At 37.1% G+C, this 23,135-nt stretch carries 20 protein-coding genes and 1 tRNA gene; 3 read left to right on the forward strand and 18 right to left on the reverse strand.

The features are described 5' to 3' along the window. Window positions 1–45: 45 nt before the first annotated feature. The 17 genes from pepN to adk form a co-directional block, all read right to left on the reverse strand. Window positions 46–2,676 (reverse strand): aminopeptidase N, encoded by a 2,631-nt coding sequence (gene pepN, locus Q9M50_03400; protein ID MDQ7089674.1) that lies wholly within the window; start codon window positions 2,674–2,676, stop codon window positions 46–48. 82 nt (window positions 2,677–2,758) lie between these two features. Then, window positions 2,759–3,742 carry an ATP-grasp domain-containing protein gene (locus Q9M50_03405; protein ID MDQ7089675.1) on the reverse strand — a complete coding sequence of 328 codons (984 nt, stop codon included), beginning with the start codon at window positions 3,740–3,742 and terminating at the stop codon, window positions 2,759–2,761. Window positions 3,743–3,784: 42 nt separating this feature from the next. After that, window positions 3,785–9,064 carry a FimV/HubP family polar landmark protein gene (locus Q9M50_03410; protein ID MDQ7089676.1) on the reverse strand — a complete coding sequence of 1,760 codons (5,280 nt, stop codon included), beginning with the start codon at window positions 9,062–9,064 and terminating at the stop codon, window positions 3,785–3,787. Between the two features lie 74 nt (window positions 9,065–9,138). Beyond that, on the reverse strand, window positions 9,139–10,161 hold the full coding sequence (locus Q9M50_03415; protein MDQ7089677.1) for an aspartate-semialdehyde dehydrogenase: 1,023 nt from the start codon (window positions 10,159–10,161) through the stop codon (window positions 9,139–9,141). Window positions 10,162–10,244: 83 nt separating this feature from the next. Continuing rightward, window positions 10,245–11,321 carry a 3-isopropylmalate dehydrogenase gene (gene leuB, locus Q9M50_03420; GenBank protein MDQ7089678.1) on the reverse strand — a complete coding sequence of 359 codons (1,077 nt, stop codon included), beginning with the start codon at window positions 11,319–11,321 and terminating at the stop codon, window positions 10,245–10,247. Between the two features lie 20 nt (window positions 11,322–11,341). Beyond that, a complete protein-coding gene (gene leuD / locus Q9M50_03425) occupies window positions 11,342–11,974 on the reverse strand; it encodes a 3-isopropylmalate dehydratase small subunit (GenBank protein ID MDQ7089679.1) in 633 nt (210 codons plus the stop codon). A gap of 15 nt (window positions 11,975–11,989) precedes the next feature. Then, the gene (locus Q9M50_03430) at window positions 11,990–12,586 is read right to left on the reverse strand and encodes a hypothetical protein (protein MDQ7089680.1); all 597 of its coding nucleotides are present in this window, start codon (window positions 12,584–12,586) and stop codon (window positions 11,990–11,992) included. A gap of 6 nt (window positions 12,587–12,592) precedes the next feature. Next, the gene (locus Q9M50_03435; protein MDQ7089681.1) at window positions 12,593–13,021 is read right to left on the reverse strand and encodes a hypothetical protein; all 429 of its coding nucleotides are present in this window, start codon (window positions 13,019–13,021) and stop codon (window positions 12,593–12,595) included. Continuing rightward, window positions 13,008–14,174, reverse strand: a complete 1,167-nt coding sequence (locus Q9M50_03440) for a DUF6399 domain-containing protein (GenBank protein MDQ7089682.1) — start codon at window positions 14,172–14,174, stop codon at window positions 13,008–13,010. The genes Q9M50_03435 and Q9M50_03440 overlap by 14 nt, the downstream gene beginning before the upstream one ends. Before the next feature lie 55 nt (window positions 14,175–14,229). After that, window positions 14,230–14,508 (reverse strand): hypothetical protein, encoded by a 279-nt coding sequence (locus tag Q9M50_03445; GenBank protein MDQ7089683.1) that lies wholly within the window; start codon window positions 14,506–14,508, stop codon window positions 14,230–14,232. 430 nt (window positions 14,509–14,938) lie between these two features. Further along, window positions 14,939–15,028 carry a hypothetical protein gene (locus Q9M50_03450; GenBank protein MDQ7089684.1) on the reverse strand — a complete coding sequence of 30 codons (90 nt, stop codon included), beginning with the start codon at window positions 15,026–15,028 and terminating at the stop codon, window positions 14,939–14,941. Further along, on the reverse strand, window positions 15,025–15,147 hold the full coding sequence (locus Q9M50_03455; protein MDQ7089685.1) for a hypothetical protein: 123 nt from the start codon (window positions 15,145–15,147) through the stop codon (window positions 15,025–15,027). Before Q9M50_03455 ends, Q9M50_03450 begins: the two co-directional genes overlap by 4 nt. 149 nt (window positions 15,148–15,296) lie before the next feature. Beyond that, window positions 15,297–15,800 (reverse strand): transposase family protein, encoded by a 504-nt coding sequence (locus Q9M50_03460; GenBank protein ID MDQ7089686.1) that lies wholly within the window; start codon window positions 15,798–15,800, stop codon window positions 15,297–15,299. Between the two features lie 166 nt (window positions 15,801–15,966). After that, entirely contained in the window at window positions 15,967–16,113 is a 147-nt protein-coding gene (locus Q9M50_03465; GenBank protein MDQ7089687.1) for a hypothetical protein, read from the reverse strand. Between the two features lie 2 nt (window positions 16,114–16,115). After that, window positions 16,116–17,192 carry an AAA family ATPase gene (locus Q9M50_03470; GenBank protein ID MDQ7089688.1) on the reverse strand — a complete coding sequence of 359 codons (1,077 nt, stop codon included), beginning with the start codon at window positions 17,190–17,192 and terminating at the stop codon, window positions 16,116–16,118. 69 nt (window positions 17,193–17,261) lie between these two features. Then, a complete protein-coding gene (leuC, locus tag Q9M50_03475) occupies window positions 17,262–18,665 on the reverse strand; it encodes a 3-isopropylmalate dehydratase large subunit (GenBank protein MDQ7089689.1) in 1,404 nt (467 codons plus the stop codon). A gap of 38 nt (window positions 18,666–18,703) precedes the next feature. After that, window positions 18,704–19,345 carry an adenylate kinase gene (gene adk / locus Q9M50_03480; GenBank protein MDQ7089690.1) on the reverse strand — a complete coding sequence of 214 codons (642 nt, stop codon included), beginning with the start codon at window positions 19,343–19,345 and terminating at the stop codon, window positions 18,704–18,706. A 318-nt stretch (window positions 19,346–19,663) separates the two neighbouring features. Between adk and Q9M50_03485 the strand changes: the two genes are divergently transcribed. Then, window positions 19,664–19,960 carry a CBS domain-containing protein gene (locus Q9M50_03485; protein MDQ7089691.1) on the forward strand — a complete coding sequence of 99 codons (297 nt, stop codon included), beginning with the start codon at window positions 19,664–19,666 and terminating at the stop codon, window positions 19,958–19,960. A 104-nt stretch (window positions 19,961–20,064) separates the two neighbouring features. Here the strand turns inward: Q9M50_03485 and Q9M50_03490 are convergent, their stop codons facing one another. Further along, a complete protein-coding gene (locus Q9M50_03490) occupies window positions 20,065–20,949 on the reverse strand; it encodes a carbohydrate kinase (GenBank protein ID MDQ7089692.1) in 885 nt (294 codons plus the stop codon). 115 nt (window positions 20,950–21,064) lie between these two features. Here Q9M50_03490 and Q9M50_03495 point away from each other — a divergent pair. Both Q9M50_03495 and thrS read left to right on the forward strand, forming a co-directional pair. Next, window positions 21,065–21,141: transfer RNA gene (locus Q9M50_03495), tRNA-Val, on the forward strand. A 64-nt stretch (window positions 21,142–21,205) separates the two neighbouring features. After that, a complete protein-coding gene (thrS, locus tag Q9M50_03500) occupies window positions 21,206–23,113 on the forward strand; it encodes a threonine--tRNA ligase (protein ID MDQ7089693.1) in 1,908 nt (635 codons plus the stop codon). The last annotated feature ends 22 nt before the right edge of the window (window positions 23,114–23,135 follow it).

A 23,135-nucleotide genomic window follows, 5' to 3' on the forward strand; every position in this document is an offset into this window, starting at 1 on the left:
TGATAAAGAGCCGTTTTCAACACGGCTCTTTAGGTTATTTATGCGCTAAGACAGGCTTTTACTGGCCAATTCATAGACATCTTTAGAAATCCCCGCTGTTTTTACAATCCGCTCTAACTGTATTTTCATTAATTGTTGACGTTCTTTATCAAAACGTCGCCATTGCGTGAGTCCTGTGACCATTCTTGAAGCAACTTGGGGATTGATTGCATTTAACGCAATCACATTATCGGCTAAAAATTGATAGCCCTCTCCATTTTTAGCATGATAACAAACAGGATTTCCTTGAGAAAAAGCCCCAATTAACGAACGAGTTCGATTCGGGTTTTTCAAATCAAACGCGGGATGCGTCATTAAATTCTGAATTTGGGTAAAACTTTCAGCTAAGGGGGAACTCGCTTGTAGAGAAAACCATTTATCAATGACGAGTGCTTCGTGTTGCCACTGCTGATAAAACGCCTCAAGATGTTCTGTTTTTTCGGGATGTTGGCTATTAACCATTAATCCCAACGCTGTAATTTGATCGGTCATTGTAGTCGCGGTTTTAAATTGCTGGCCAATACAGTGTTGGCTTTTTTCAGTCTCAAGTTGAGTCAAGTAACTCAAACAACTGTTTTTAATACGACGTTTCCCAATAGCGATGGCATCAATAATGTCAGAATTAGGTTGATGATGCGTTTGATACAACTGATAAAATTGCGGGTGTAATTTTTCAGCCAATTGAGTACGAACAAATTCACGTGCTTGATGAATGGCATCCACATCAATAACAACCATTTGTTCGGCTAAATAAAGTTCAGCGGGTAAGGTTAAGAGTAATGATAAGTAGGATAAATCCGTCCACTCTTGAGCTAATAAATGCGTAAAGGTTTCTATAAGGATCGGCTTTAACGTTAGCTCTTGTCCTTGTTGAATAGCCTCTATTAATGAAAAAATGAGCGACGCGGCCAATTTTTGTCCCGCTTCCCAGCGATTAAAAGGGTCGCTATCATAGCGTAATAAAAAAGCGAGTTCATCCAGTGGTTGAGCTAGATTTAATTTTATCGGTGCAGAAAAATCACGCAGTAATGATAAGACAGGTTTTTCAGATAACCCTTCAAAAACAAATTGCTGTTTAGTGTCAGTCAGTTGTAATGTTATTTCATCTGTAACGGTTTCCGTCCCTTGATACTTAATTTTTTCAGGCTCCCCGCGATGATTTAATAACCCCATTTTTAAAGGAATGAGTAAGGGTTCATGAGATTGGCTGTGTTGTTCAAGCGTTAAGGTTAATGTGTTAGCCGTTTCATCATACTGTTGAGAAACATCAATTTCAGGGGTTCCCGCTTGTGAATACCAGCGTTTGAATTGACTTAAGTCAATCGTATTCGCCGCTTCCATTGCTTGAATAAAATCATCACAGGTTACCGCTTGACCATCATGCCGTTCAAAATATAAATCACTTCCCGCCCGAAAACCTGCTTTCCCTAATAACGTTTGCAACATTCGCACCACTTCCGCCCCTTTTTCATAAACGGTTAAGGTGTAAAAATTATTAATTTCAATATAAGCTTCAGGACGAATAGGGTGGGCTAAAGGCCCTGCATCTTCTACAAATTGACGCATTCGTAATAAATTAACATCTTCAATACGTTTGACCCCTTGAGAAGTATGATCGGCGGTAAAAGACTGATCTCTAAAAACAGTAAACCCTTCTTTTAAACTTAATTGAAACCAATCTCGGCAGGTAATGCGATTACCCGACCAATTATGAAAATATTCATGAGCAATGACGGCCGCAATATGTTCGTAGTCGGTATCGGTTGCCGTATCAGGACTCGCCAGTACAAACTTGGTATTAAAAATATTTAAGCCCTTGTTTTCCATTGCGCCCATATTAAAATGACTCACCGCAACAATCATATATAAGTCTAAATCATATTCGCGACCGTAAACCTTTTCATCCCATGTCATCGCCTCTTTTAACGAGGCCATCGCATGAAGACATTTTGCTTTATCATGGGCTTCGACAAAAATTTGTAGGGTTATTTTACGCCCTGTCATCGTGGTAAAATGATCTTCAATCGGCTCTAACGTGCCTGCAACGAGGGCAAATAAATAACACGGTTTAGCAAAAGGGTCTTCCCATTTGACCCAATGACGGTGATTATCTAATTCACCCGTTGCAATTTTATTTCCATTTGAGAGTAAAACGGGGTAACGTCGTTTATCAGCAATTAAAGTGGTGGTAAATTTGGCCATCACATCAGGGCGATCTAAATAATAGGTTATTTTCCTAAAACCTTCGGCTTCACATTGTGTACATAACATTTCATTGGATAAATACAGCCCTTCTAAGGCGGTATTCGTTTTTGGGTTAATTATAGTTTCAACCACTAATGTAAACGAATCCGTCAGGGGAACGAATGCAAGGGTTAATGATTCATCCGTGACTTTATAATTATCCTCGGTTAAGGGTTGCCCATCTAAAGTAAGACTCACTAAGTCAAGCTGCTCGCCTAAAAGTTCCAGTGGCGGTGACGGATTATCACTGGCAGGATTACGCTGCATTGTTAAGGTTGAGACGACTCGTGTTCGTTGTTCATCAAGAGTAATACTTAACGCTACCGTGTGAATTAAATAGTCAGGGACTTGATAGTCTTTTAAGTAGATGGTGGCAGAATTTTTATTATTCATAAGAAGTAAGGTCAGTTCAATTTTAGAGAAGGAGACGCTCACGTTGAGTGAATTTTAAACGCGAGAGGTCTCTAGCTTTTATTCAATGTAAATTAATACGGATTGAGTGTTTAGAAATAGGAAAAGGTTCGAGTTCAGAATACGATAATTTTAAAATAGCAGCGGCAACATTGATGTGTAATGCCTGGCTTATGCCTGCATAGGAGCTGGTCAAGCGTGGGTTGATTTCTAAAACAAGCCATTGCTGCTGATGACTAATTAGATCAATACCCACATAGCCCCAAAGACGCGGAAAAGCGAGGGCGATTTTATTTAACAGGAGCTTAAATTCAGTGGGTTCAATTGCATAATTGACCTCGCAAGCCTGTAATTTAATGTGTTTATTTTTTATCTGAATGTGTTGACGATTAACACAAAGTAATTCGGCATTGCCGTGTTTAAAAATGGCAGAAAGACTTAAATTTTCACCGTGAATAAAAGGTTGAATAATATATTTTTCAGGCGGGGTTAAGTATTCTAATTGCTGACTTAAATCGAGAGGAGAATCCATTATAAAACAGTCTTCACAACCTACACCATCTCGTTTTTTTATAATGACTTTACCTGTGAATGGCGGCATATTTTTAGTTAAAATAGCGGTGGTGACGGTTGGAATATGATGGGAAGATAACGCTTGAAACGTTTGCCATTTATCGGTCATTTTAACAAGACTATCACTGGGAGGTGAAAGGAGTTGCTTATCGGCTAATTCAACAAGCCGAGTAAATTTAAATAAAATCCCTTCACTTTCAGGGGCAACTAACCATACCGAATCAACCTTAACTAAAGCCTGCTTGAAAATTGTTAAAATATCCGATTCTTTCTGAATAGAAATCATTTCAAAATCGGCCTTAAAATGATGAGTAAACCGGCAATCTATTAAAACAGAAAAGGAATGTTCGGGTAGAGCGGATAAATCTTTTATCATTGCACTAAGCATCAACAGACCTTCCTTGGCTAGTCCTGTCGGTAAATCCTCAGCACATAACCCGCCGCCACAAACATATTCAAAAACAAGAATTTTCATCTTAAAAAAGGATTTTAAAGCGTCCTTGTTGAGTGAATCAGGTTATAAACGACTCATTAATTCTTTAGCGAGTACCTTTTGCTCATCCGTTCCTTCGGCTAACACTTCATTAACAATGGTTTCTGCTGCATTTAAATCACCCATATCAATATAGGCCCGCGCTAAATCAAGTTTGGTATCTTCAGTATTCATTTTTTCTAAACCACTGAAATCTTCATTTTCATCATTAAGTGAGAGTGCGTTATTAAGACCCAAGGGCGCGGTATTATCACTCAACAAGCTAACATCATCTAGGGGAGCTACATTTGATAAATCAATAATATCAGCATTCGCTTCATTAAATTCAGGGGAAACTGAACTTTCTATGCCTAAATTAGGACTATCCGTAGAGGTTAATTCAGACTCTTCTTCAAACCCTGATAAATCAAAATCAACCTCATCATCTACGGTATCGTGTTCGTCAGTAAACGTTGTTGCGATGGCCTCATCATTAAAACCAGAGAGATCAAAGCTATCCTCTAATGAGTTTTGATCGTTAGAAAGTATTCCAGCAACCGCGTCTTCTTCAAAGCTAGATAAATCAAATTTAGTTTCTGTTAATTCTTGTTCATCAGTCACGGCTGAATCAGTAGGGTCACTATCAAAGCTTGATAGGTCAAAGTTATCTTCTACAGTGCCTTGTTCATCGGTAACCGCTGAGTCAACAGGTTCAGCATCAAAACTCGATAGATCAAAGTCATCATCTAATGGCATTTCATTGCTAGGTATTATCTTTGTTATTGATCCATCCTCAAATTCCGATAAATCATCAAAATTATCGTCTACGGTATCATCATTATTTAATCCAATTTTAGTTATCGAACCATCTTCAAATTCTGATAAATCGTCATTATCCTCGATTGAATTTTCATTATCTAATCCAATTTCAGTAATTGAGCCATCCTCAAACTCTGATAAATCATCAAAACCATCCTCTATTGGGCTTTCATCATCTAATCCAATGTCTGTTATAGACCCGTCTTCAAATTCTGACAAATCATTAAAATCAACATTATTTTCTATCGGTTCGTCCACAGGAGCAGGCTCTGTTGTCTCATCATCAAACGTTGATAAGTCAAAATCAACATTATTTTCTATGGGTTCATCCACAGGAGCAGGCTCTGTTGTCTCATCATCAAACGTTGATAAGTCAAAATCAACATTATTTTCTATGGGTTCATCCACAGGAGCAGGCTCTGTTGTCTCATCATCAAACGTTGATAAGTCAAAATCAACATTATTTTCTATGGGTTCGTCCACAGGAGCAGGCTCTGTTGTCTCATCATCAAACGCTGATAAGTCAAAATCAACATTATTTTCTATGGGTTCATCCACAGGAGCAGGCTCTGTTGTCTCATCATCAAACGTTGATAAGTCAAAATCAACATTATTTTCTATGGGTTCGTCCACAGGAGCAGGCTCTGTTGTCTCATCATCAAACGCTGATAAGTCAAAATCAACATTATTTTCTATGGGTTCATCCACAGGAGCAGGCTCTGTTGTCTCATCATCAAACGTTGATAAGTCAAAATCAACATTATTTTCTATGGGTTCATCCACAGGAGCAGGCTCTGTTGTCTCATCATCAAACGTTGATAAGTCAAAATCAACATTATTTTCTATGGGTTCATCCACAGGAGCAGGCTCTGTTGTCTCATCATCAAACGTTGATAAGTCAAAATCAACATTATTTTCTATGGGTTCATCCACAGGAGCAGGCTCTGTTGTCTCATCATCAAACGTTGATAAGTCAAAATCAACATTATTTTCTATGGGTTCATCCACAGGAGCAGGCTCTGTTGTCTCATCATCAAACGTTGATAAGTCAAAATCAACATTATTTTCTATGGGTTCATCCACAGGAGCAGGCTCTGTTGTCTCATCATCAAACGCTGATAAGTCAAAATCAACATTATTTTCTACCGACTCAGGCTCTACAATACCATCATCAAAACTTGATAAATCATCGTCTAAGGTGTCTGTTTTATCCAAACTAACAGTGGCGTTATCTGAACTAGGGTCATCAAACAAAGACAAGTCATCTTCTTCTGAACTTGATGTTTCCGTTAGAGAGGTATCCGTTAAATTATCAGAATCAGTTTCTAGGGACTCCGTGTTGTCATCGAATGTAGAAAAGTCAAGATCATCGTCTGCTGATAGTGTCTCTTCTGTTTCTTCAGCCGTATCATCTGCTAACTCAGTATTAGAGCTTTCTGTTAAGGTTAACAAGGGGGAATCAGGAATAATCTCATGACCCATTTCAGCCACTTTTATCCAAAAAATACCCTCTGAATTTTTACCACTATCTGATAATTCCTGAACATATTTTTCAAAGCCTTCTTTATCTTCATTAGCGGCTAAAATTTCTAATAATTTAAGTTTACATTCATCTCTATTAGGTTGATCATCAATGGCTTGACGCATTAATTCTTCGGCTTGTTGATAACGACCATAGGCTAAATAAACATCGGCTTCTGAAATAGGATCAACATCGTCCTGTTCAACTTCAAAAGCATCAAAATCATTATCATCACTTAAGAAAGAGCTTTCACCGCCAAACATAAATAAGGAGTTATCATCTAAACTTTCTACTCCAAATTCATCATCATCATCATCACTGGGCAAATTGATTTCACTTGACTCGGTGAACATGCTTTCAACTTCGGTTGAGTCTTGTATTTTTCGTTTCTGCCAAAAGAGCCAGCCGAGTAAAATTAAAAATAAGGTAGACCCACCGGCAACACCTAAATAATAAGGATCTGAAAAAATACTAGACTCATCATTTGAGGTTTCATCTTTTTCAGGGGCGTTATCATTTACAGAACCAGATGCAATAATTTGTTTCAGTCTTTCTATTTCTTTTGCATTCGCATCTGATTTTTCCATCGCTTCAAATTCAGCGTAATCTCGAGCCTCTTCATCGGCTTTGATTTCGGCCTTTAATGAATTGATGGCTTCTTTATCAGCATCTGATTTGGACGTTTTTATTTCAAGTTCGCTTAATTTATCATTTTTTTCTTCAGCGCGGGTTGTTGCGGCTAAATTTTCTTCTGCTTCAGTGACTTCATTCAGTTCAACAGCGGCTTCTAACGCCACTAATTTATTTTTAGCGGTTTCAGGATCTAAAACGTCAGAACTCACTGTTGTTTGATCTAATGCTTCATTAGTCGCGTCAGAAGGCGTTCCCTCATTATTTGCGAGCGTATTCTCTATGTTTGCATTGGCTTTGATTTCAGCATCGGCTTTTTCTTTTGCATTCTTAGATTTAGTTTCTACCTCTAGTTTAGCTTTGGCCGTTTCAGCCTCTGCTTTAGCTTTGGTCTCGGCAGCTGCTTTTTCTTTTGCATTCTTAGATTTAGTTTCTACCTCTAGTTTAGCTTTGGCCGTTTCAGCCTCTGCTTTAGCTTTGGTCTTGGCAGCTGCTTTTTCTTTTGCATTCTTAGCTTTAGTTTCTACCTCTAGTTTAGCTTTGGCCGTTTCAGCCTCTGCTTTAGCTTTTGTCTCGGCAGCTGCTTTTTCTTTTGCATTCTTAGCCTTAGTTTCTACCTCTAGTTTAGCTTTGGCCGCTTTAGTTTCAGCAGCTGCTTTTTCTTTTGCATTCTTAGCCTTAGTTTCTACCTCTAGTTTAGCTTTAGCCGCTTTAGTTTCAGCAGCTACTTTTTCTTTTGCTTCCTGAGACTTAGTTTCTGTATCCAGTTTTGCCTTCGCCGCTTTAGCTTCAGACGCTGCTTTTTCTTTAGCTTCTCTAGCCTTAGTTTCTGCATCTAGTTTAGCTTTAGCTGCTTTAGCTTCAGCCACTGATTTTTCTTGAGCTTTGGTTGCTTTAATTGCTTCTGCTTTTGTTTTTTCTAGTTCAGCTTCAATTTTTTGCCGCTTTGCTTTTTCGGCATCACTTTCTTTTGCTGATTTTGCGGATAACCTTTTTTCTAACAACGCTAGTTGTTGATCTTTTAATGCAATCATCTTGCGAACATTGGTTAATTGTTCTTGTAATTTTTCTAAACGAACAACTAAGTTTTGATTGGCATCCGCAAGCTTTTTGGCCTCTTCATTGTTTGGTGTACTAGATTTTAAAGCGTCCTTATTTTTACTTGATATTTTTTCTTCATCAGGGGCAATTAAAGTAATCTCTGGACGTTTACTTTTTGTTTTAGGGGTTATTTTTGTTGTTTCCCTCGAAACAACCCCGTTCCATTCATTCGTATGTCGTTTAAATTCAGCAAGGGCTTGTTGACGAGAAATTTTTAAAATTACTTGACGACTTGGGATGGTTAATAGTGTTCCCGCATTAAGTGCATTAATGTTTTGCTGATAAAAAGCATGAGGATTCGCTTCATAAATAGCGAGCATCTTCTGCTCATTTGAAATACCCGCCCCTCTATTTATTTTGGTAGCAATAAGCGATAGTGATGTGTTTTTAGCGGTTGGTCCATACTTATTACCAGTTGCTTTAGCCGATTTAGGCACGTATTTGGGTGTTCTTTTAACGTTCTTTTTCGGTGTTCTTTTAGCCTTATATTTAGGGCTACTTTTTGGGTTATACTTTTTTGTTTTTTTACCTCTGTATTTTAGAGGCTTTTTAAGATTATACGTTTGAGTAATACGAGGGCGGGATTTTTTAGCGTTATTCTTTTTTCTCGCTGTTCTCGTTTTTCTCGTTTTTGCAATAATAGGGGCTTTTTGAATTGACCCATCTTTATCAAATTTTTGAGCGGTATTTTTTTTGCTCAAATCTTCAATAATAATCCCATTTAAATTAGCGGGGGTTGATGTTGTTTCATCTGTGAAAGGGGTTGTTTGAGCGATTGTATTGGTTGGCGATACTTTGTTTACACTAACGGATTGCGGCTTGGGGGCTTCTGCAACGGCAATCGGTTGGGCGTAAGCTGTGGGAGGATCAACTAAAACGGTAAATTCGCGATAAAGACTGCCTGCTGACCAATTAACTTCAATCAAAAAATCAAGAAAGGGTTCTCTTAACGCTTCAGTGGATGTTAATTGAATAACAACGGCGCCATTCGATTTTTTTTTGGTTGCAAATTTTATTTTTGAAAGAAAATAACTCCACTTTACCCCAGCGGCATCAAATTTTTCGGGAGGAGCAAGACGAACTTTAATATCATCAATATCTTCACCTGCCGATGCAGAAACCACCAAAGCAATTTCAGCCCTTAATTTTTGATTAAGCGATGAGTGTAATTTAATATTACCTACGCCTAATGAATAACTAGTTGCGGGTGCTAGTAATGATATAGCCGCAAAGGCTTTAGTCAAATTACGCACGTTTGCTCTCCTTCCAAGTATTTACCACAGTTTTTTTCCGCGAACAGTCAAAATATACACCTTCTAAGCTTAGACTAGATGTAGTTTTTTACCAGCTCTTCTGCTATTTGCACGCTATTTAGTGCGGCCCCTTTTCTTATATTGTCAGCGACAACCCATAAGTTAATGCCTTTAGGATGGGAAATATCTTCTCGTATGCGACCTACAAAAACATCATCCTCACCTGATGATTCGGTGACTGCAGTAGGGTAAATGCCGTCTTTATGTTCATCTATAACCGTAATATTTGCTGAATTTTTTAACAATTTTGTGACTGTTTTAGCATCAATTTTAGTTTTGGTTTCAATATGAATGGCTTCAGAATGTCCATAAAAAACAGGCACTCTAACGGCAGTTGCATTTACTTTTACAGTCGAATCCCCTAATATTTTTTGAGTTTCCCAAACCATTTTCATTTCTTCTTTGGTATAACCATTATCCATAAAAACATCAATTTGAGGTAAGACATTAAAAGCAATTTGCTTAGGATAAACTTCGGTTGTAATGGATTTTCCATTTAATAATTGACCACATTGCTGAACGAGTTCTTTAATCGCTTCTTTACCTGTACCTGAAACCGCTTGATAAGTTGCTACATTAATTCGCTCAATACCTACTGCATCATAAATGGGTTTTAAAGCCACTAACATTTGAATCGTTGAACAATTAGGGTTAGCAATAATGCCACGATTTTTATAATCAGCGACTTTTTCAGGATTCACTTCAGGAATAACCAACGGAATATCATCGTCATAACGAAACTGTGAGGTATTATCGATGACAATACAGCCAGCCGCTGCCGCTTTAGGGGCGTACTCAGCAGAGACGGATGCCCCTGGTGAAAATAATCCAATTTGAGCTTTGGAAAAATCAAATTCTGCTAAATCTTCAACCTTTAATGAACCCCCTTTAAAAGGGATGCGTTTACCGACTGAACGACTACTGGCTAAAGCATAAACTTCGCCAACAGGAAAATTACGTTGTTCTAATATAGCCAGCATTGCTTCGCCAACCGCTCCTGTTGCGCCAACAATAGCAACATTATAAGTTTTACTCACGTTTTTACATCTCCACTTTTTAGCATAAATACGATAGACTTAGTCGGTATTAAACTTACTAAGTCTTAATCGCTTAATTTTTGTTATTTTAAAGCCGCAACAACCGCATCACCCATTTCTGAGGTACTCACTTTTGTCATGCCTTCTGAATAAATATCAGCTGTACGAATATTACCATCTAACGCGTCATTCACCGCTTTTTCAATTCTACCTGCCACTGTTTCATTATTAAAGGTATAACGCAACATTAAGGCAACCGATAAAATAGTAGCTAAAGGATTCGCAATCCCTTGTCCTGCAATATCAGGGGCAGAACCGTGAATGGGTTCATACATGCCTTTTCCATTCACATCTAAGGAAGCCGAAGGAAGCATTCCCAATGACCCTGTGAGCATGGCTGCCGTATCAGATAAGATGTCGCCAAACATATTAGTCGTTACCATAACATCAAATTGTTTAGGGGCGCGAACTAACTGCATGGAGGCATTATCAACATAAAGATGACTTAATTCAACATCAGGATAGTCTTTCGCAACGTCTTCCATAACTTCACGCCATAACTCTGTACATTCTAATACGTTGGCTTTATCAACGGAACATAAGCGTTTATCTCTTTTTTGAGCAATTTTAAAGGCAGAATGTCCAATGCGACGAATTTCAGATTCGGTATAAACTAAGGTATTAAAGCCTTGTTTTTCGCCATTTTCTAAGACTCTAACTCCGCGTGGTTGACCAAAATAAATGCCGCCTGTTAATTCACGCACAATCATTAAATCTAAGCCAGAAATCACTTCTGGTTTTAAGGTTGAGGCATCGGCTAACTGTGGGTACAACAATGCAGGGCGTAAATTAGAAAATAATTCTAATTCTGAACGTAAGCCTAATAAGCCTTTTTCAGGACGTAAAGCAATTTCCAAAGATTCCCACTTTTTACCGCCCACAGCCCCTAATAAAACCGCATCCGCCACTTTAACTAAATCAATCGTTTCTTGAGGAAAAGGGGTTTTATGAACATCATAGGCCGCGCCGCCAATCAAACCGTCTTCAAAGGTGAACCCTAAATCCATATCTACATTGAGGACATCTAAAACCTTAAGGGCTTCTGCGATAATTTCTGTGCCAATGCCATCGCCTGCTAAGACTGCTATTTTTTTTGTCATTCTTTTTGATTCCTTAATTTTTATGCAAATAGCCAAGGTGCGCGCTTTGCACGTTGGATTTCGTAGGCTTTAATGTCATCGGCTTGTTGTAAGGTTAAGGCAATATCATCCAAACCTTGTAATAAACGTTCTTTGCGACTGGGGTCAATCTCAAAGGTAATGACTTGATTATCAGGGTTTATAAGGGTTTGGTTTTCTAGATCAACACTGAGTTGATAACCTTTTTTTTCTTCGTTGAATAAACGTTCAACCTGTTCTGAAGGTAAAACAATCGGCAAAATCCCATTTTTAAAGCAGTTATTATAGAAAATATCTGCAAAACTTGGGGCAATAATTACCCGAAATCCATGATCATCTAATGCCCAAGGCGCGTGTTCTCTGGATGAGCCACAGCCAAAATTTTCGCGTGTTAATAAAATGTGCGCCTCTTTATATTGAGGCTGATTCATCACGAAATCCGTATTTAAAGGGCGGTTTGTGCAATCCATATCAGGCTCGCCACGATCTAAATAACGCCACTCATCAAATAAAAAAACACCAAAACCAGTACGATGAATGGATTTTAAAAATTGTTTAGGGATAATGGCATCGGTGTCAATATTTGCTCTGTCCAATGGCATTACGATTGAAGTTAATGTTGTAAATGCTCGCATTTTTATGTCTTTATTTTAAGAATAAGTGTTAATAATATGTTGAAAAATACCTAATAAACCACCGACATTATCTAAATAATGGCGTTTATTATCAATAATAATTTGCTTATTTTCCAGTTTAAGAAATTGCCACGCATCGCTATTACTAATGCAACCGTAAATGCAAGGAATAGAAATATCATGTTTTTGATTAAAGAGGTCAGCCCCTATCATTTGAGCAATACATTGCGCCATACCATAATCAATGTTGTCATTTTTAGCTTCAACCAAAGCAAAAATGGGACTTTCTAAGAAATAAGAATGTGGGTTATTACTAAAAATAAAATCACATTCACCATTTAAGCCTTGTTTGTTATCTGCATTTAATAAAATACCTGAATAAAGTGAAATTTTATGCTGATTTTTTTTTAAAATTTCAGCTAAAATCGGCATAATAACTAATTCAGATTTAGCCTTTTCACTCGTAAGCGGAATTAAGTTAGCTATATTTAAACTTTCGATTAACCACGCGCTTTGCTCTAAACTTTCAATATTCGTAAATAAAGACTGTTTTTGGATTTCAATTTCAAACTGGATTTTAAGTTTTTCTAGGGTGAATTTTTTATAGGACACTAAAAATTACTCCAAAATATGGGGTTCTTTTTTAAATGATTTTAAAAAACGTTTTAATTCATTTAAACATTTATGCTCAAAATCCCAAATAGATTTTCCTAATGCTGCTTTCATATCACATTTTCGATGTGCTTGATTTCTATCACGCCCTTGACAAGTATCATAGCGAATATAAAACCTAACCCATTCTTTTAATAAATCCTTTTCCTTAAAAATTTCATTTTTATTTTTTAAACAATTAACCCATTTATCCAAACAATCTGCATGAGGTGAGTCCTTAGATTTTATTTCCTTTAAAATATTTTCTAATTCACCTTGTCCATTTAAATTAACAAAATAACAAGCCAATTCAAATTCTGTATCTTCATCTGCTACAAGCGTAATAAACTCATGTGTATCACTGATAGTTTTGGCTACCAATTTAAGACGGGACATCCAGCAATTTCAAAGGGTTAGAAAACACACGCTTTCGACTATTTCTAGGAAGCGGTAACTCGCCCATTTCATTCAGTAGCCATGAAAACAAGTCTGGAAACTCGGTATCAAATAAACGCATGGCGGCGGTTGTGCCATCCTCACGTTTGATTCCGTAGTTATGAATGACCGTCAACGCGTTTAATCGCTTTTTATTCAAACCTCGCCCATTGCGATACATTTGCGATAAACAGCCATTTCGCCCTTCCACCGCAGATGAACTGCGTTGAAACTGCCTTGCCATATGCTCCGCCAATGTTAGCCATCGCTGCATTTCACTGATTGATAACTTTGCACTAAATGGGTCTGATTTGAGCTTATCAGACGCGGTTTCCCAAGCTTTTCGATAGTTTTCCTTTGACCTGCGGCTTTTAGTTTGTTCCATTTTCTGATGCCAATAAACAACGGGTAATAATGTTGTGGTCAACCAATATTCGGTATCCGCATCAAGCCCCAAATTTTGCAAGGTTTCGCGTACCCAAAGCCACCAAAAACTGATGGATACCGCTAACGGTTTTATTTGATTACGAAACTTTTTCATCACGCCTTTATGATCGTTAATCCCTTGTTTTTCCGCTATTTTTTCAAAGGCTCGCGCTCTTAACTCTAGCAACTTCTCAACCTGTTCCGCATCGTTTCTACGACTATCATTGAGTGAAAAAGGATGAACTTCATCCGCAATCCCTTGTAAGTTTTCGTGATAATCTGTTTGTATTTTTTTGGCTTCTTCAAGCTCTTTTTCAGCCGTTATCCGTGTTGTTTTAAGTCCAATAATTTTCTGCATCGTTGCCGTTTTAGAAACAGTAGACTCTGCGGTTTGCGCTGCTTGCCGCTGTTTTTCAGCCCTTGCTGCACGCCTGCCGATTTTCGCGCCTAACCAGCGACTCATATCTTGTTGAGCATGAAAAATATCTGCCCCCGATTCGCACTTAAACCCCGTCACTGCCATTTTTATCAACGCCTTAGCGCGATCACTAATCGCATGATTAACCTCAATGCCTAATGATTCTAATCGTGGCGAAACCTTTTTATACCAAGTATCGTAGCACCTATCATCGCTAATATCTTCCAACAAAAGATAGCCAGAACGTAAGTCCATTAAAACTAAAATCATAAAGTTGCCGAAAAAGTCTCATCCAGCCCAGCAACAACTTTACGTGTTTGTTTTTTCACACTTTTTCGCATTCTTGCTGAAACTGCGGCAATAAGACTTCCATTTTATTGATTTGAGTCCGCAGTGCGTCGGGTGATACGCCCACATGGGTGTCAATCCGTATCATTTTAAAAAACAGCGATAAAGTCTCTGCACCTACGCCTGCCTTTAATCCAAAGACATACAAGGCGGAAAACACCATTAATCTTTGCCAAGAACTACCTGCCTCGGTTTCCCATAATGATGATTCAGGATGTCGATTTCGCTTTGTTTGCGCTTGACGATGACGATGCACACTGCTTTTTGAGCGACCAACAATTGAAGCTAAGTTACGAACAGTTTGCTTGCCTGTTGTTGTAATTTCAGCGATAATTGCGTGACTAGCTGCGCGTATTTTCTGTGTTGTTCTGTTTTTTTAGTCATTAACCTATGATACAAGAATATCGCAGTTAGTTCTTTATTTTGTCCCGTCTTAAGTTGGTAGCCATAGTTTTTGAGTTATTTTGAAAAATATCCTGAATAAAACCATTAATTATTGTTAGCCGCTCTGCTTGTGTTTTTTTATCTTGATCAAGAATTATTCCAACTTTTTTTATGTCGTCATTTTTAATGGCTGTATTTTTAAGTACGTTTAATGATTAGACTTGTTCTTTCAGAAGAAGTTAATATATCATGTTAAAATTCCATAGGATAGCCGCTAAAAAAGAAAATAAATCTTTTACACCTTATTTTTTATTTCTAAACTTGTCAACTAGGCATCTATATCTTTTCATTCCACCGATTACATGCTCAACAATGACTCTTTCACGACTCATCTCTTTGTTTTCTTTTTTTGATTTTCAGTTAATGTTGGGTTTGGATTATGCTTAGATTTATTTGGTTTTTTATGAGGAATATTTACCGAATTAGTTTTATATTCATTATTAAACCCCAAATAACCTAAATCAATAAATATATTAAAATTACTAAACCAATTTAATTCTGGATTAAATTCTTTTTAAACATTCCATAATCATGATTTTTACCGGAAAACTAACCCCAATATATAAAATTAAATGACCTAAAGAAGCTATAGTGGTATTTTTAATTGTATGCTGTTTTTTTACCACTGTAAAATTCATTTTGTTCTTCATAGTCACTAGGGCGTTGTACAGCACGCTCTGTAGCATCTATTATCAATGTTTGAACTCCGCCAAAAGCCTGCTGCATTTCTTCAGGGGTTGAAAAACTTGTTGCAGGTAAAACATTAAATATATCTAACGTCTTTATTAAAATTGGAAATAATTTGTATACATGAGTATGGGCGCATGATTTATTCATATTAAAAGAAAACCCTAAGTGATCGAAAGTAGAATAACACTTCATATAATTTAATATAAATAATAATTTGTCTGCGGGTGTTTTTAATGTGCTATCTAAACCACTACCGTATTTTCTTTCTTTATTTTCATGTTTTTCTTTTTGATCTTCAATAAGGGTCTTTTCAAATAGAGATAATAGTAAAATAAAATGTTCTGTTTTTAATCCTGTTAAAGCTCTTAACTGTCTATCATCATAAATTCTTGGTAAAATTTCTTTTATTTTCATGTTATACTTTGATTTTTATTTTTTATAGAAATTTATTATAAAGCTTATTTATTATTTTTAATAATTTAATTTAAAGTTTATTTATTAGGCTGTATCAACTGATTGTGAGTGTTATCAAGTATATGTAAGTAATTGATTTTAATATATTTTATTTAGAAGAACAAGTCTATTCTTTAAGATTTCCCTCGCCGCCTAAACATTCATAATCTATATTTATCCAGTCATCTATCCGATATTCATTCCCTAAATTTTTAATGATTGCTTCAAAAAATAATTTATCATTTTCACTTTCTACAAGTAAAAGGTTCTTCATTATTATGAATCCCCCCTAATTCCAATATTTCGTTCAAGTTCAAAATTTAGTGTGTCTAAATTATGTTTTATCGCTTTTATCTTCTGTGTCTTTTGGCTTCTAACCATTTCAAAATAAGCGGCATCTTCAGGGAACTTTTGAGCAACAGAAGTAAATGCCTTAATCATTTCTAAGCTATGCGTTGTCGAAAAAATTTGTACCTTGTATTCAATCGCCAAGTTAAACAACATTTCCCATATTTTTTCTTGATTAGTAAAATGAATGCCATTTTCAATTTCGTCTATTAAAACAATAGAATTTTCGTTATTAATAATACGCAAAATAATCTCGGCTACTTTATTAATCGCATCACCAAATAAACTAATCGGCATTTTTTTTTCATTTCTCCGTTGAAGATATAAACAAGGTTCTCCTATTGAAAAAACATCAATTTTTTCAATCGTTTTATCTATTATTTGAAAAGCGTCTAAAAGAATCTCTTCATTCATATCGTTATCATAACGAACAGCATCATATGTTTTCGCTAATTCAGATGGAGACAAAGAAGAAAACGTGGTTATGAAATGTGCTTTATTAAGTTTTAAGTTGGTCTTATCGCTACGTCCAACAATACCTTCTCGACTAGAAACTAAAGAAAAATCTTGTCCCAATTCTTTTGTCTTTACATTCAAAATTGATTTTGAGGTTTCCTTATTGGGGAAGTTTGAGCTAACTTCTTCTTTATCAGAAAAATTAAGTAATTCCTTCTTATTTTCATCGCAACTTAATGTAATTGTATTTTCATTCAATTTATTATCAATGCTTTTTAATTCAATTTCATGATCTTTAATTTGCTGAAAAAATAAAGTATCCCAAGTTCTCTCGGGCATTTGTTTATTAAATTCATAAGATGCTTTTCTTATCTGTTTTTGTAAAAATAAAATACTAAAGGCATCTGCAGTTTCAGTAAGAAAAAGCGCTTCCAATAAAGCAGTTTTTCCAGAATTATTCAACCCACCCAAAAGATTCACCCCTCCAAATTGGGTTATTTTAGTGTCTTTAAAACAACGGAAGTTTTTAATTTCAATAGATTCAATCATGCTAATATTTAATTTTTATGAGAAGCTTAAAAAATACCCTTAAGCTTCTTCTCTCATTATTAAGAATATTTACAAGGCTCTTACATCGACAAAATGCCCAGCAATCGCCGCCGCTGCCGCCATCGCAGGACTCACTAAATGTGTTCGTCCGCCATAACCTTGTCGTCCTTCAAAATTACGATTAGAAGTCGAGGCACACCGCTCACCCGCTTCTAATTTATCGGCATTCATCGCTAAACACATCGAACAACCTGGATCACGCCATTCAAAGCCTGCGTCAATAAAAATTTTATCTAAGCCTTCTTCTTCCGCTTGCGCTTTAACCAAACCAGACCCTGGAACAATTAACCCTAACTTAATCGTATCTGCAATATGTTTACCTTTAACCACAGCCGCCGCTGCTCTAAAATCTTCAATACGCCCATTGGTACAAGAACCAATAAATATTTTGTCTAATTGAATATCAGTGATCGCTTGCCCTGCTTTTAATCCCATATATTTTAACGCATTCTCAATCCCTTGCTTTTTAACCGTATCGGTTTCATTCGCAGGATCTGGAATAAATTCATCAATCGCAATCACAAGTTCTGGCGATGTCCCCCAGCTCACTTGCGGTTTAATCTCTGAGGCATCAAAATTTAACACTTTATCAAACACAGCATTGTTGTCTGAATGCAAATTATTCCACGCACGTTCCGCCGCAAACCAATCGCCATCTTTAGGGACTGAAGGTTTACCACGATAATAATCAAGCGTCACCTCATCAACCGCAATTAAGCCTGTTCTCGCACCCGCTTCTATCGCCATATTACAGATAGTAAAACGCCCTTCCATTGACAAGGCACTAATCGCATCGCCTGCAAATTCAATCGCATAGCCATTACCGCCTGCTGTACCAATTTCACCAATCACAGCAAGGACAATATCTTTAGCGGTAATCCCTGCATTAACTTCACCGTTGATTTTAATCAACATATTTTTAGATTTTTTCTGAACCAAGCATTGTGTGGCTAGTGCATGTTCAACTTCAGATGTACCAATCCCAAAGGCTAAAGCACCTGATGCTCCATGTGTTGACGTATGTGAATCCCCACAAACAATCGTCATCCCTGGTAAGGTTACCCCTTGTTCAGGTCCTATGATATGCACTACGCCTTGACGTGGATCACTCATCCCATATTCTATAATATTAAACTCAGTACAGTTTTTATCTAACGTTTCAACTTGTAGTTTTGCGACAGGATCGGTAATCCCTTTATCTCTATCAATAGTTGGAACATTGTGATCGGTGACTGCCAAATTGCGTGAAGATCGCCATACACTCCTATTCGTTAGCCGTAACCCTTCAAAGGCTTGCGCCGAAGTCACTTCATGAATCAGTTGTCGATCAATATAAATTAAACATGAGCCATCATCGTAAGTTGAAACCACATGATCTTGCCATAATTTGTCGTATAAAGTTTGTGCGGACATAATTTTTTTATTCGTTAAGTTAGCGATTAAAGTATTTTTTAATTTGTAAGCGCTGAAAAGACTTTTTGAGTAATTTCACTGACTGAGCCGACACCTGCAATGGAATTAAAATTGGCAGTTTGTGAGTCAGCTGCATAAAAATCAACTAACGGTTTTGTTTGTTGATGATAAACATCTAAACGTTTACGTACCGTTTCTTCCTTATCATCATCACGTTGAATCAATTCCTCTCCCGTGACATCATCAAACCCTTCATTCTTAGGTGGATTAAATTTAATATGATAAGTTCGCCCAGAGGCTAAATGTACCCGTCGTCCTGCCATGCGTTTAATAATTTCTTCATCCTCAACAGCAATTTCTAAAACCTCATCAATCACCATGCCCAATTCAATCAAACCTTCTGCTTGAGCAATGGTACGTGGGAAACCATCTAATAAAAAGCCGTCTTTACAATCTGTTTCTGTAATTCGTTCTTTAATAAGTCCTAAAATAATATCATCCGAGACCAGGCCTCCCTCATCCATGACTTTTTTAGCTTCTAATCCTAAAGCCGTTCCAGCTCTCACAGCCGCACGCAACATATCCCCTGTAGAAATTTGTGGAATCCCGTATTTCTCAGTAATAAACTGAGCTTGAGTTCCCTTGCCCGAACCAGGGCTACCTAAAAGGATAATACGCATAAATGACTCCAAAAAAATTTAAAATTTAAATGTTATCGCTTTAATGAAAAATTAAGCAATAACCACAAAACTTTTCATTTTAGCCTAAAAAGCTTTAAATGAGTAATCTCTTGTAAAAATTCTTAAAATTCCTTATTCTTAACCGATTAATATTATCAGGAGATAACCTATGCAAGTAAAAGACCTTATGACCGCTAAAGTGTACACTGTCACCCCCAATGATTTGATAGAGTCTTTTTTCTAATTCATTATGAAAAGTTACGTCATTTACCTGTGGTTGAAAAAGGTAAAGTGGTGGGCATTATTTCTGATAGGGATATGTACAAAGCTTTAGGGCCTAAAAGTAATTCTAAAATTATTGAAACAAACCCTGAAAATACGGAACTTCATGTCGTTGCTAAAAAAGTAAGACATATTATGAAACGAGGCGTTATTACCGTTTTGCCAAAAACGCCTGCATCAGAAGCGGCGGCTTTGATGACAGAGCATCGAATTGGAGCATTACCCGTTGTTGAAAATGAAAAGTTAGTGGGTATTTTAACGTCAACAGATATATTAAAAGTCTTTACTAAATTAGAAAACCAGAAAGAAAAACAAAAAAATACAAAAAAATAAGTGGTTATTTTAATGGCTAATAGTTTGTCCTATTTAAGATAAACAACGGAAAGTACACCGCAGCGTGACAGGCAAGTTTTGCGGGTGTACTTTCTTGCGTAGCCTTAGTTAAATAAATTAATAATTTCAGGGGGTAATTTAGGGGTTGCCCCTTGTTGACTACAAACAAAGGCTGCTAATTGGTTTGCACACGCGTGGATATAATCTAATTCAAAATTATTTAAAACCCCGAAAGCAATCGCAGCGGTAAAAGCATCCCCTGCGCCTACGCTGTCTTTAATCTCAACATTAAGACCGTTATGAACTGACTTTTGTGATTTGGTATACAGCAGGCTTCCCTGTGCCCCTTTCGTTAAAATACACAACTGTAAAGAGTAGCGTTCACTTAACGTGGCTAACATTTGGTTTTCGCTCCCTAAAAGATTAAATAATGATCCAATACAGTGCAATTCGTCGCTATTAACTTTAAAAATAGTGGCTCGTTTTAATGACTGATGAATAATATCAGGGGTATAAAATTGTTGGCGTAAATTAATATCAAATAAACGTAATGCTGTTTTAGGAACCGTATCTAAAAAAGTAATAATACTTTGTGCTGATAATGGCGACCGTTGTGCCAATGTTCCAAAACAAACGGCATCAATAGAGTTCATGAAATGTGGAGAAATGGTGGGAATAAAATCCCAAGCAACGTTACCCGTAATTTCATAATCAGGTGCGCCGTGGTCATCAAGGTAAACACGAACAGACCCCGTTTTATGTTGGAGGTCTATTTTAAGGTAATCATGATTAATACCTAAAGAGGTTAAATCACGTCTAATCGCATGTCCCTCTTTATCATTACCAACACAAGAGGCAATATAGGTTTGAATCGTATTTAAGCCAATAGATTGAATATGATAAGCAAAATTAGCAGGGGCACCGCCTAATTGCCTGCCTGTTGGTAGTAAATCCCACAAAATTTCACCTAAACCAATAATATGTTTCATTTGTTTTTCATAAAAAAGTTAAGATTTTAATAAAATAACTACTTGCTAACAAACTAACTAATCCACTATAATGACCCGATCACTTGACCAAGTTTGTTTAATGATTGGCAATTGAAGGCGCGTAGCTCAGTTGGTTAGAGCACCACCTTGACATGGTGGGGGTCGGTGGTTCGAATCCACTCGTGCCTACCAAACACTTAAAGCACTGCTTCGGCGGTGCTTTTTTATTTGTCCCCTAGTCTACTAAAAAAATAACATGCCTGTCATTACGCTGCCCGATGGTTCCCAACGCGAATATCAACACGCAGTTTCCGTTATGGAAGTTGCTCAGTCTATTGGTTCAGGTCTTGCTAAGGCTACTTTAGCGGGGCGAGTTAATGATACCTTAGTTGATGCTAGTACGTTAATTGAAACCGACGCGACCTTACAAATTATTACCGCTAAAGATGAGGATGGGCTTAAAGTCATTCGTCATTCAAGCGCACATCTACTTGCCCAAGCGGTTAAACAATTATTTCCAGAAGCTCAAGTTACGATCGGCCCTATCATTGAGAATGGTTTCTTTTATGACTTTGCTTATAAACGTGCCTTTACACCCGATGATTTAAAAGTCATTGAAAAAAAGATGCAACAATTAGTCTCTGAAAATATTGAAATTTCACGTTCTTTATTATCACGCGATGAGGCGGTTGCTTTCTTCGAAGATCAGGGTGAAACTTATAAAGCTGAAATAATTGCCTCTATTCCTGCGAATGAAGCCTTATCTTTGTATAAACAAGGTAACTTTATCGACTTATGTCGGGGGCCTCATGTTCCAAGTACAAGTAAATTAAAAGTCTTTAAGCTGATGAAAATTGCAGGAGCTTATTGGCGTGGAAACTCGGACAATGAAATGCTACAACGTATTTATGGCACCGCATGGGCGAGTAAAAAAGATTTGAAAGATTACTTGCACCGTTTAGAGGAAGCTGAAAAACGCGATCATCGAAAACTGGGCAAAACGCTTAACCTATTCCACATGCAAGAAGAAGCCCCAGGTATGGTTTTTTGGCATGAAAAAGGTTGGTTTATTTATCAACAAGTTGAACAATATATCCGCGAAAAATTACGCGTCAATGGCTATGGTGAAATAAAAACACCTCAAGTGGTTGATCGGACACTCTGGGAAAAATCGGGACATTGGGATAAATTTGGGGAAATGATTTTCACCACCCATTCAGAACATCGTGATTATGCCATTAAGCCAATGAACTGCCCTTGTCATGTTCAGGTTTATAACCAAGGCTTAAAGAGTTATCGTGATTTACCCGTTCGACTGGCTGAGTTTGGCTCATGTCATCGCAACGAACCGTCAGGAACATTACATGGCTTAATGCGTGTGCGTAATTTTGTTCAAGATGATGCGCATATTTTTTGTACCGAAGCACAAATTCAAGGTGAGGTTTCGACCTTTATTGATTTATTATTTGAAGTTTACAACGATTTTGGCTTTGATAATATCATTATTAAGCTATCAACGCGCCCCGAAAAACGAGTGGGTGATGACAGTGTTTGGGATAAAGCAGAAACTGCCCTAGAATTGGCATTAAATAACAAAGATTTAAACTGGGAGCTACAACCAGGTGAAGGCGCATTTTACGGTCCTAAAATAGAATTTTCATTAAAAGATTGTATTGGACGTGTTTGGCAATGTGGCACAATTCAAGTGGATTTTTCCATGCCAGAACGATTAGATGCGACTTATATTGACGAAGAAAGTCATCGTAAAACCCCTGTTATGCTACATCGTGCTATATTAGGATCGTTAGAGCGGTTTATCGGAATCTTAATTGAAGAACATGCTGGAATGTTCCCATTATGGCTTTCTCCTGTGCAAATAGTTATCTTAAATATTGCCGCACGTCATCAAGAATATATGGAAAAAATCTATGCCAAATTAGAAAAACAAGGTATTAGAGTGAAAATAGACTTGAGAAATGAGAAAATAGGCTTTAAAATCCGTGAACATTCGATGCAACGAATTCCTTACTTGGGAATTATTGGTGATAAAGAACTAGAAAATGACACTATCACGTTGCGCTCACAAAAAGGTGACGATTTGGGCAGCTTCTCAATTGATGAACTGGTTTTAAAGTTAAAACAACAAATTGAAAGCCGACAATAATTATTATTTCGGAGGATTAGGG

Source organism: Methylococcales bacterium (assembly GCA_030949405.1).
In the GTDB taxonomy this organism is placed as follows: Bacteria; Pseudomonadota; Gammaproteobacteria; order Methylococcales; family Methylomonadaceae; genus WTBX01.